This is a genomic window from Streptomyces sp. NPDC045026, from assembly GCF_056432625.1.
In genome coordinates, this window is the sequence record NZ_JBWKIS010000014.1 from 72,934 (window position 1) to 82,080 (window position 9,147).

General features: G+C 69.6%; 16 protein-coding genes. 14 read left to right on the plus strand and 2 right to left on the minus strand.

Annotated features, from left to right (window positions below; genetic code table 11):
* Window positions 1-121 precede the first annotated feature (121 nt).
* From AC07EJ_RS27115 to AC07EJ_RS27150, 8 genes are read left to right on the plus strand one after another with little or no spacing between them, the layout of a single operon-like run.
* Window positions 122-1,258 (plus strand): hypothetical protein, encoded by a 1,137-nt coding sequence (locus AC07EJ_RS27115; RefSeq protein WP_478885123.1) that lies wholly within the window; start codon window positions 122-124, stop codon window positions 1,256-1,258.
* Window positions 1,255-1,659, plus strand: coding sequence for a hypothetical protein (locus AC07EJ_RS27120; protein ID WP_478885124.1), 405 nt, complete (start codon window positions 1,255-1,257; stop codon window positions 1,657-1,659). The genes AC07EJ_RS27115 and AC07EJ_RS27120 overlap by 4 nt, the downstream gene beginning before the upstream one ends.
* Window positions 1,656-2,048, plus strand: coding sequence for a hypothetical protein (locus AC07EJ_RS27125; RefSeq protein WP_478885125.1), 393 nt, complete (start codon window positions 1,656-1,658; stop codon window positions 2,046-2,048). Before AC07EJ_RS27120 ends, AC07EJ_RS27125 begins: the two co-directional genes overlap by 4 nt.
* A complete protein-coding gene (locus AC07EJ_RS27130) occupies window positions 2,048-2,323 on the plus strand; it encodes a hypothetical protein (protein ID WP_478885126.1) in 276 nt (91 codons plus the stop codon). The genes AC07EJ_RS27125 and AC07EJ_RS27130 overlap by 1 nt, the downstream gene beginning before the upstream one ends.
* Window positions 2,320-2,826 carry a hypothetical protein gene (locus tag AC07EJ_RS27135; protein ID WP_478885127.1) on the plus strand — a complete coding sequence of 169 codons (507 nt, stop codon included), beginning with the start codon at window positions 2,320-2,322 and terminating at the stop codon, window positions 2,824-2,826. Before AC07EJ_RS27130 ends, AC07EJ_RS27135 begins: the two co-directional genes overlap by 4 nt.
* A 2-nt stretch (window positions 2,827-2,828) precedes the next feature.
* On the plus strand, window positions 2,829-3,647 hold the full coding sequence (locus AC07EJ_RS27140) for a hypothetical protein (RefSeq protein ID WP_478885128.1): 819 nt from the start codon (window positions 2,829-2,831) through the stop codon (window positions 3,645-3,647).
* Window positions 3,644-3,856 (plus strand): hypothetical protein, encoded by a 213-nt coding sequence (locus AC07EJ_RS27145; RefSeq protein ID WP_478885129.1) that lies wholly within the window; start codon window positions 3,644-3,646, stop codon window positions 3,854-3,856. Before AC07EJ_RS27140 ends, AC07EJ_RS27145 begins: the two co-directional genes overlap by 4 nt.
* On the plus strand, window positions 3,853-4,590 hold the full coding sequence (locus AC07EJ_RS27150) for a hypothetical protein (protein ID WP_478885130.1): 738 nt from the start codon (window positions 3,853-3,855) through the stop codon (window positions 4,588-4,590). Before AC07EJ_RS27145 ends, AC07EJ_RS27150 begins: the two co-directional genes overlap by 4 nt.
* A gap of 38 nt (window positions 4,591-4,628) precedes the next feature.
* Here AC07EJ_RS27150 and AC07EJ_RS27155 read toward each other — a convergent pair whose 3' ends face one another.
* Window positions 4,629-5,642 (minus strand): phospholipase D-like domain-containing protein, encoded by a 1,014-nt coding sequence (locus AC07EJ_RS27155; RefSeq protein WP_478885131.1) that lies wholly within the window; start codon window positions 5,640-5,642, stop codon window positions 4,629-4,631.
* A gap of 331 nt (window positions 5,643-5,973) precedes the next feature.
* Between AC07EJ_RS27155 and AC07EJ_RS27160 the strand changes: the two genes are divergently transcribed.
* Entirely contained in the window at window positions 5,974-6,171 is a 198-nt protein-coding gene (locus AC07EJ_RS27160) for a hypothetical protein (protein ID WP_478885132.1), read from the plus strand.
* A 78-nt stretch (window positions 6,172-6,249) separates the two neighbouring features.
* Here AC07EJ_RS27160 and AC07EJ_RS27165 read toward each other — a convergent pair whose 3' ends face one another.
* Window positions 6,250-6,423: a hypothetical protein gene (locus tag AC07EJ_RS27165; RefSeq protein ID WP_478885133.1), complete on the minus strand. Its 174-nt coding sequence runs from the start codon at window positions 6,421-6,423 to the stop codon at window positions 6,250-6,252.
* A gap of 211 nt (window positions 6,424-6,634) precedes the next feature.
* Here AC07EJ_RS27165 and AC07EJ_RS27170 point away from each other — a divergent pair, with 211 nt between their 5' ends.
* From AC07EJ_RS27170 to AC07EJ_RS27190, 5 genes are all read left to right on the plus strand, one after another.
* Window positions 6,635-7,084, plus strand: a complete 450-nt coding sequence (locus tag AC07EJ_RS27170; RefSeq protein ID WP_478885134.1) for a hypothetical protein — start codon at window positions 6,635-6,637, stop codon at window positions 7,082-7,084.
* Complete coding sequence (locus AC07EJ_RS27175) at window positions 7,081-7,617, plus strand: hypothetical protein (RefSeq protein WP_478885135.1); 537 nt, start codon at window positions 7,081-7,083, stop codon at window positions 7,615-7,617. The genes AC07EJ_RS27170 and AC07EJ_RS27175 overlap by 4 nt, the downstream gene beginning before the upstream one ends.
* 57 nt (window positions 7,618-7,674) lie before the next feature.
* Entirely contained in the window at window positions 7,675-7,872 is a 198-nt protein-coding gene (locus AC07EJ_RS27180; protein WP_329580454.1) for a hypothetical protein, read from the plus strand.
* The gene (locus AC07EJ_RS27185) at window positions 7,872-8,120 is read left to right on the plus strand and encodes a hypothetical protein (RefSeq protein WP_478885136.1); all 249 of its coding nucleotides are present in this window, start codon (window positions 7,872-7,874) and stop codon (window positions 8,118-8,120) included. Before AC07EJ_RS27180 ends, AC07EJ_RS27185 begins: the two co-directional genes overlap by 1 nt.
* 418 nt (window positions 8,121-8,538) lie before the next feature.
* Window positions 8,539-9,075, plus strand: a complete 537-nt coding sequence (locus AC07EJ_RS27190; RefSeq protein ID WP_478885137.1) for a hypothetical protein — start codon at window positions 8,539-8,541, stop codon at window positions 9,073-9,075.
* Window positions 9,076-9,147: the final 72 nt, after the last annotated feature.

Consider the following 9,147-nt stretch of genomic DNA (forward strand, 5'->3'; position numbering starts at 1 on the left):
ACCCCCTACACCGCCCCGGCCCACCCCTTCCAGGGCCGGGGCGGACCCCTTCCCGAGCACAGGGAACACCCGCCGGAATCGGCGAGAGCCTGAACCAACGCCCTCTTCCCAGGAGCCCCGCATGGCCACCGAACATCCCGAACTCATCCGGCGTAGCCAACTCCCGTGCACCCCGCCCACGGAGAACGAGTTCCACACCTGGTTCCCGCGCCCTGACGGCGGCGGCGACATGGTGCCCGGCCAGCACGCGCGCGGCGTGCAGATCCGCCGCCGCGTCACCCGGGGCCCCTGGGAGCCTGTCTCGCCCGACCGCTGGGCCGAGGAGCCGCCGAGCGACGCAGGACCGGGCCACGCTGCCGCCGCGCCGTCTGCGCCCGCCGACGCCGACCTCCGCGAGCGCATCGCCCAGGCGCTGTACCCGACCTACGGGCAGGAGGACCGCAACCGCAGCCTGGCCATCGCCGACGCGATCATGCCCGTCCTTCCCGCGCCCACCGACCGGGTTGGCGCGGCCGAGGTGTGGACCGTGTCGTGCGAGGACAACTCCGTCTACGGCAGTTATGCCGACGAGACCACGGCCAAGCTCGCCATGATCGAGTACTACGAGGAGAACGAGGAGCGCTGCCCGGACTATGGCTGGCGCAAGACGGCCGACGGCCTGGAACTCCTCGCGGGCGGCGAGCCGACCTGCATCTACCTCGCCCGCCAACCGGTGAAGGGCTGGCCCGCGCCCGTCGACCGGGCCGCCGTGCTGCGGGAGACGATCGAGGCTGCCCGGCGTGAGGGTGAGCGCCTGGCGGCCGAGATGAGCGGCGACGCCGCCTACGGAGCACGCGCAGTGGCGAAGGTCCTCTGCCGCCTGGCCGACGAGGACTTCGACGACATCCAGCCGGCGCCCAACGACCAGGCCGCCGTGCGTGCGCAAGTGGCGTCGGACCTTCGCGCGAAGGCTGCAAAGGACTGGCCAGGCATCGGTGACTTCATGGAGGACATCGTCCGCGTTGTGGTGAATCAACCCGAGCCTGCCGCCGACGCCTTCGCGGCAGCTGACTGTCCCTACGGCGTGGGCCCGGGGGACGGCTCCGGCTGCATCAAGCCCGCCGGGCACGACGGAGACCACGTCGTCACCGCCGGCGTGACGGTGATGCCGTGCAGCCGAGCGGAACTGCATCAGCCGCACATGCCGCACTCGTGGCGGCCGCAGCCTGGAATGGCCTACGTCCACTGCCCCGGCGCAACCACCGAGGAGCAGCTGTGACCGGTCGTCGACGCACCTACACCCGCCCCTGCTCCACTGCTGGTTGCCGAGAGACCAGCCAAATCGAGTACACGGCACGACGCGACCTCGATGGCGTCAGCAAAACCTGGACGTGCCGACACCACGCCAAGCCGAATGAAACCCTGTCCCCCACGAACCTAGAGACCACGGCCGTCCTGGCCCTCCACCCGCTCTACGCCGACAGCTACCAGGCAGGAGACCCGGCACGACTGATCGGCCACTTCTGGGGCCCGGAAGACGCAGCGAAGGGCAGCCACGGGATCGTGTCCGGCCCTGGCTTCTGGGCGGACGCGAAGAACTTCCCGCCCGGCGCCCGGCTGATCGTCACCGCCCGCATCGAGCTTCCGGATGCGGACCCGCAGGAGGGGGAGGGCCGATGACCACCGGCATCCCCGAGCAACTCGCCACCTACTTCCAGCAGCGCGCGACCGCCCGCGCCAACGCCGTGAGCGAAGTCCTCGACGGGCTCACCGAACGCGAACGCGGCCTCGTCCACGACACGGCCGTCATGGGCTACGTCCGCGGCAGCCTCCACCCGAAGGGCGAGGAGATCCCGTTGAACGCCGGGATCGTCGCCGACGTTGTCCACGCATGCCTCACCCACGCCGACCTTTACCCGACCCTCACCGGCTACGTCCCGATCCCGCTGTGCACCGCATGCGGCCACGCGGAGGACGAGCACGAGGCGGGCGACGACCCCGTCACCCCCGGCACCTGCGCCGCCTGCGAAGACGACGAAGACCGGCACGACTTCGCCCAGGAGGCGTGATGTTGTACGCCCTCATCGCGGCCGCCCTCGTGGCCGGCTATGCCCTCGGTCGCTACAGGCCCGGCCCGCGACTCCTCTCCTGGGCCGAAACCGCCACCGCCCCCGGCTGGCGCACCTGGAAGTTCTGGCCCGCCGCCCCGATCGTCGTCGCCGCACTCGCCTGGATCTTCACCGTGCACCCGCGCCGCACCCTCGCCAACATGCGCTCCTGGCGCAACCCAGCGCCCCGCGGCCCCGCCATGACCTTCAACCCGAACTGGAAGGACGACCAGTGACCGAGCAGCCCGGGTCCGGCACGCTCGCCGACATCCAGCACGAACGGGACCAGTACGCGGCCGCGATCCGGCACCTCATCCTCACCGTCCGGCACACCGCCTACGTCTGGCAGACCACCCTCCCCGACACGATCCGCACCGCCGAGGTCTCCCAGGCACTGATGGAGCTCACCTCCCCGACCCCGGTCCGTGACGACCTCCGCAACGACCTGTGGCAGCAGATCGTCGGCGCCTACTACGTCCGGTTCGAGAACGACGGACACCCCGAGGACTCCAAGGCCGCCGCAGACGAGGCAATGGCCATCGTGCAGCCCGAACTCGACCGCCTACATGCCGCCCAGGACCGCGTAACGGCACTCCACAGCCCCGTACAGCACATGGGACAGACCTGGTGCGGCGAGTGCTCCGTACGCCGCTCCACCGGCCCCAGGGCCGAGGAGTGGGTGGCGTTCATCCCGCACCCCTGCCCGACCATCGAAGCCCTCAACGGGAAGGAGAGCTGACCGTGGGTGCCCTCAACCTCGTCCCCGACCAGAAGCCCATCGACGATCCGAAGCACAAGACGGGCGGCGGTGGCGGCGACGGACGCAGCTTCGCCGACTTCGCCCACCGCATCTACCAGGACGACCGCGCCGACGCCGACAGTCGCCGCCTCCTCCTCGCCTTCGCCTACGTCATCACGATGCAACCCACCGACAGCGCCAAGGAGCAGTGGCGCAGCGTACGGAAGGCACTTGGCCGCAGCGAACGCCACCGCTACACCAGCCTGCTGAACGAGCTGATCGAGCACGACCGGCCCCGATACGGGCCCCCGGAGGAGCGGTACGGCGGCTACGACCCGTCCACGCGGCGCTGCGTCGGCCCGCGCCTGCGCCCGTACAAGGAACGCCCCTACAAGGCCGAACAGATGACCCTGCCCGGCCGGGTCGCCCAGCAGAAGCGCGAAGAGGAAGACTTCCGGAACACCGACAGCGTGTGCGGCGCCCCTGGTAAGCACCGCGTCCTCGAGCTGCTCCCCGGGACCGGTTGGCACAAGTACTACTGGTTCTGCCAGCGCCACCAGCCGCACGCGGTACGTGTGCGCGAGCAGGTGAAGGCGCAGAACGCAGCGGCACCCGAGCCGATCCCCAACGCAGGCGGGCTGTTGGCCTGCTACTTCGAAGCGGACTGGGTGGGCATCTACCGACATTACGCATGGGACGGCTGGGAGCCGCCCGTGTACGGGGTGCGCGCGGACGACTGGCCGGTCCCCGGCAAGCAGCCCGTTCCGCAGCGTGCCCGGCTTCGGCTGGTCGCAAGCACGGACGCCTTGGAGGGCTCGTGACGGATCTGGTGGTCCACATCGAGCGTCTGGCGAAGACCCTTGCCACGTCCACACCCGCCCCGCTCCCGGGCCAGCAGGCCCTGGACGTCGCCACCGTCCACGACCACCACTACGAAGGCGCAGGCGGGCCCTGTGAGGCCGACACGTTCGGCGTCCTGTGCAGGGAGTACCGCGACGCCCACAAGCTCATCGACAAGGAGTCCGCGTGACCAACCCAGTAGAGAAGTGCGGGCCGGCCTGCTCCGAGCAGCACACGTACACGCTCGGCACCTGCGCCCTGTCCTGCACCGAGATGCACGGGAGCGTCGCGCACCCCGCATGGGCCGTGGCGTGCCCGCACCGGCGCTGTCAGGCCCCGGCGAACCGGCCGTGTCGTCGGGCGGACGGAAGCCCGTCCAGCGTCGTCCACCAGGATCGTTGCGAGGACCTGGACCGGCACCGGAAGACGAAGCAGCCACCCGTGGATGACGCTCCGGAGCCGGACCGCGAGGCGCTCCTGGCCGAGCAACTGTCCCGCGAGTACGACTTCCTCCCGCTGTCCGAGCTCGAGCAGGAAGAGCCTGAGCGTGCGCAGGAGCACCGGGACGCCGCACGCAACCTCGCCAAGTGGATCGAGGAGTGCCCGCGGGAGGAGCGGCATGCAGCGTTCGGCCGCGGCTTCGACAAGGGCAAGGAACGCCAGAAGGTCCGCACCGCAGCCGACATGCGGCGCCTCGAGGTCGAGGTGGCCGAGCTACGCCAGGACCGCGATCCCGAGGGCCTGCGCTCCCGTATCCGGGATCTCGAGTACGTCACCCGCGGCTACTCCCGCATCGTCACCGGCGGATCAGACCTCCGCAGCGACCTGGCAGACGCCCTGAAACGCCTCGCCGAGGCCCAGCGGGAGCTCGCTGAGCTGAAGGGCGTGCAGCCGTCCAACGCGACGAGCAACTTGCCGTCCTAGGCCTCGGACTCCCCGGCCGGCGCCCCTCCGTCTGACGGTCAGGCGGCCTGCTCGAGCGTCACGTCCCGTTCCGGGGAGGTCGCCCAGCGGAACGTCAGCTGGGCGATCGGCGCGTTCGGCAGATTCCACGCCGTGCGGATCGCGTCCAGTTCGCGCTGCAGGGTCCGCTTCGAGATCTTCAGGGCTCGTGCCGCGCCCTCCTGCGTCTCCCCCTCGGACAGGGCCCGCAGAACAGCGCGCTGCGCCTCAGACAGGCGCCTCTCCCCCGCCGGCGCAACATAAGGGCTGATACCGCCCCTGACGCGGCGTTCCCCATGCCAGACGCGGCCACGACGCCACTCCTGCTCGAAAGCATGCGCGCAGAACGCGACCATCGCCCGATCCGTGATGATCCACGCCGCGTGCGGCGGCGCATCCTCCATCACATAGTTCGCGATCACAGCCACCTTGCGGTCGACGACGATGACCCGCTCGAACGGATCCGCCAACGTACGGAAGTGCGCGCCCCGCCCCGCCATCGTCGACGCCCACTCGCACGTCACCGGATCGTCCCGCACCGCATCCAGATACAGGGTGCGGAACTGCACCCCCCGCCCGAGCGCGGCCGTGTCGCGGGCGATCCCGAGCTCCATCTGCTCCCGTCGGCGCGGCCCCAACGGGTGCGCTCCCAAAAGTTCCTGCCGGGCCCCAGCGAGGATCTCCCCGATGCGTGCGTTGACCTGCGCGACGTCGGCAATGAACTCGGAGCCGCGGCCGGCCCGCCACTGCGACCGCTCGAACGCGAGCGTCAGATCGTCGACGGCAGCCGGGACGGTCGCCATCCGCTCAACCTCGGCCGCCATGTTCGTCAGCGCGTCCTTGAGGACGGCCCAGCCGGCGGCCTGCGGCGGCAGTACCACCGGCTTCCCACCGGCCTGAGTGTCGCTGTCGTCGATGAGGCGCCACGACCGCAGCTCCTCCAACGCCTCCGCGCTACCGGGCCTGACCGGTCCCCCGTTCGCGAGCCGCTCATACTCGTCGACCGCGGCAGGCGAAACCGTCTGCGCCGGCATCGGACGGCCCTGCTTACCCGGGCCCGTCACACCCTCTCCCACCCTTGCCCCCGAATTGGTCAACGCTGGCTATCCGTCCGCCTGTTGGCGTCTGTGTGCCAGGCACCTATATGCCACCCGTGTTCGATTGAACGGCGGTGGCTGATACTCCAGATTAAGGCCGTGGCGTCTCCCGGCTCCCCCTGAAACTGTCTCCCCACCAGCACCACCGGCCACCAGCAACAGGCCCTGGTGCGGGCGGGGTTCGCGGCAGACAGAGGCAGAGGGAACAGCAGCCGGGAGAGCCCACATACTCCCCTCACGACCATCGTGAGACTGGAAGGACCACAAGATGAACCGCCGACGCTTCTGCCGCCTCATCGCCGCACTGTCCCTCGCCGCTGCTGCGGCCATCACGCCGCTCGCCGTCGCCCACCACGACGGTGCGACGGACACGCGCGCCGACTCGGTGTGGGGAGTCCTGCCGATCGACACGCCCGCCGTTCCGGCCCCGGTCGCCATCACGCCGCGGGACTCCGTCTGGGGCTAACCCCCCGCATCTGCCTGGTACGGCCCGCACAGGACGCCCGAGGGGGGGGAAGCCTTGCGCAGGCCGTACCAGGCTTTTCTATGCCCCCACGTCGGGCCGCGCGCCCGGCTTCGTCTCCACGATCTCCACGTCCGTGCAGCCCTCGCCCTCGAGCCGCTCCTTGCGGTGCTCGGCGCTCCTCTGGTCGTAGCTGACCACCGACACCCGCTTCCGCCCGTCGGCATCCACCCACGTGACCCAATAGCTCTTCATGTGGATCACTATCGCCGCCACCACTGACAATCCCCCGCCAGCCCCGGCCAGTAGGGGCGTACGGTCGCGTTGTCAGTGCCCTGTGCCACCCTGGCGTTGCCCGGCGGCGCCCTCACGAAGCCGATGCCGCCGCCGGGAACCGGCCGAAATCCTTCCGTCCCTGACCTCAGTGCCGCTACCTTCGAATCATCGTCAATGCAGGGAGGGCACTGTGGACTTCAGATTGCTCCATGCCCTCACAGGCGTCGTGAAAGAGTTCCGCCGCACCATGAAAGCGGTCAAGCGGGCGGCGGAAATCGAGGCGATCCTCAGATCCGTGCCCGACAACCTGCCACCGCCGCATGAGGTCCTCGAGAGCTATTCCCGCCCCTCTCCGAACGGAGAGGTCGAGATGGTGTCGGAGGAGGGGCCCAAGCTCCGAGCGGCCGAGGGAACGGTCTACCCCCCGCGGCAAAGGGCGCGCCAGGAAGCGGCCGACCTCCTTGCGCAGAGAGACCAGGAACCGCTCACCGACCGTGAGGCAGCCGAGGTCGCCCCGGCCTCTGGCGCAACCCTCGATCACGCCCTGGCGCGACTCTTCCTGCGGCTCGGTCCCCCGCCCGATCCCACCGAACTCGACTACGCACCCGCCTCGAGCGGCGATGGAGGGGCCAAGCAGTGAGCCCGGAAGACCACGGCCCCCTGCCCGCCCCGCAGGCCCCTATCGAAGGCCCCATCGACCCGGTGCTGTCCGCGGGCGTGGACATCGCCATGAAGTGGGGCGCCGTCCTGGGCCCCGAAAAGCTTCAGATCGCCCTCAAGGCGCTGGAGCCGCAACTCAAGCGGGACCACCAAGCGTTGATGAAGCGCCTCGATATGCAGGCAGAGGCAGCCGCCCGCGCCGACGCTGCCGTCACGGCAGCGGCCGAACACGAGGCACAGGAGAAGCGGGAGCAGCGCAAGCACACCCGGCACATGGCCGGGCTCACCGTCGGAGCGGTGGTGGCGGTCGCGATGCTAGGCGCCGGCGTGTACGTCGCGAACACCGACGCCTGGTGGCTGGCGATCGTGCTGTGCGGGCCCAGCCTGCTCGCGCTCGCTAAAATCTTTGTCCTTCGGCGTAGTGACCCCGGCGACATGCAGGCCGTCACTGCCGCCGCCCGCAGCGCCACGAACGCCGCCTCGCAGGCCCAGCCGCCACCCCCGGTCCCCTGACAGCACCTGCGCGAGCCCGCTACCGTGGAGCCCGCACCCTTCCCACGGAGGCCCCTCATGGCGCACCTCGTCTTCGACCCCGACGAGCAGAACGCCCTGCGCGCCGACGCCCGCGAACACGCCATCACTGACCCCGGTGTCGCCTACGTCCTCGAGCGCCTCGCCGCCGAAGGCGTCGACCTCGAGCAGTGCGCCGACTGGGAAGACCTCCGTCTCCAGGCCGGCCTCCCCGCCCGCGACGCCAGCGCCGCCTAGTGGGCAAGCACTCCCCGCGCCGGGCCCGCGTCGTCTTCTACGACGTCGCCCGTGAACAGATCCAGACCATGCCCCAGGCCGACCTGGACCGCCTCGACGCTGTCCTGGACGTGATCGCCGCCGACCCCACCGTCGGCACCGCGACCAAGCACGGTTCCGTCCGCGAGTACCAGCGCGCAGGGGTACGGGTCATCTACATCCCGACCGCCTTGGGCACCCTCGTCCTCGTCGCGTACGTCGAGGCCTGACCTTTCCGCGAACCGCCTCCGCTGCCTCATCTGGCCTGGCAGACTCGCGTGTATCCCGGCGTGACGGCGTGTACGGCCTGCACCGTGCACGAAACAGCCGGCCCGTGGCCCGGTTCCCCTCCCGTGAGAGACCGGGCCACACGGCTGCCCGGAACCCTTGTCAGTTACTGGGTGCAAGGCTGGGCCAGGGCGTTCCTCGACCGTCGGCGGCCGAGGGACGCTTTCTTTTCAGGGGCCGTCCCGATGGCGACCGGCCGCGGGCCTGTGGTCGTCAACGCCGTCCCGCATGGGCCACCTGGCGTCTGCCATGAGAGCCGGACGATTGAAAGACGCACGTCACCCATTCCTTCGGCACCACGTGGAGGTACCAATGCTTCGGCGCTGCACATTCACGGATGGACCCCAAGGAGGAGGTCAGGTGCCGGAGGGAAATGAACGTCATGCCTACAACGAGGAGCGCCAGCGCGTAGAGAGCGATCTGGAAGCTGTGCAGGAGGAGGTGGGGAACCTTCCGCAGGTAGACACGGACGTTCTCGAGGACTTGCAGAAGCGCGTCGAGGTCGCGCGTAAGAGCATCCTTGGTGCACTGGAGGCCATCCCAGACGCCACAGATCAGGAGCAAAAGCATCTCGCCGCTCAGGCGGTCAGCGCCATTGCCATGATCGAGGCGGACATCGCAGCAGTTGTGATAAGCGCAGATGACGATGGTCAGAACGGCGACTGCGAAGGCACAGAATTCGTCGACGGCGACACCATTGCAAATGGCCGCAGCCAGTTGAGCCGCCGGTTCTTCAGACGCATCCAGCCGAAGATGCTGTCCGTCACGAGGCGAGTGTGGAACATGCTCTCCAAGTACCTATCTCTGCAGTCGTGGTCGATCGGAGGCGAAATCAGCGCCGGAATTCCGGCCCTGGCCATGGGCAAGGTCACCGTGACGCTAACTTTTGGGCCGTAGGACCGCCGGGGAACGCTCTTGCGCATGCTGGCCCAGGGGCCGCGTCCTAGGCTGGAGGTCCGCCAGGGGGGC

Coding starts and splice junctions, on each gene's coding strand:
- AC07EJ_RS27155 (WP_478885131.1), bottom strand. CDS start 5,642: ATGCCGGCGCAGACGGTTTCGCCTGCCGCGGTCGACGAGTATGAGCGG.
- AC07EJ_RS27130 (WP_478885126.1), top strand. CDS start 2,048: ATGTTGTACGCCCTCATCGCGGCCGCCCTCGTGGCCGGCTATGCCCTC.
- AC07EJ_RS27125 (WP_478885125.1), top strand. CDS start 1,656: ATGACCACCGGCATCCCCGAGCAACTCGCCACCTACTTCCAGCAGCGC.
- AC07EJ_RS27180 (WP_329580454.1), top strand. CDS start 7,675: ATGGCGCACCTCGTCTTCGACCCCGACGAGCAGAACGCCCTGCGCGCC.
- AC07EJ_RS27160 (WP_478885132.1), top strand. CDS start 5,974: ATGAACCGCCGACGCTTCTGCCGCCTCATCGCCGCACTGTCCCTCGCC.
- AC07EJ_RS27165 (WP_478885133.1), bottom strand. CDS start 6,423: ATGAAGAGCTATTGGGTCACGTGGGTGGATGCCGACGGGCGGAAGCGG.
- AC07EJ_RS27115 (WP_478885123.1), top strand. CDS start 122: ATGGCCACCGAACATCCCGAACTCATCCGGCGTAGCCAACTCCCGTGC.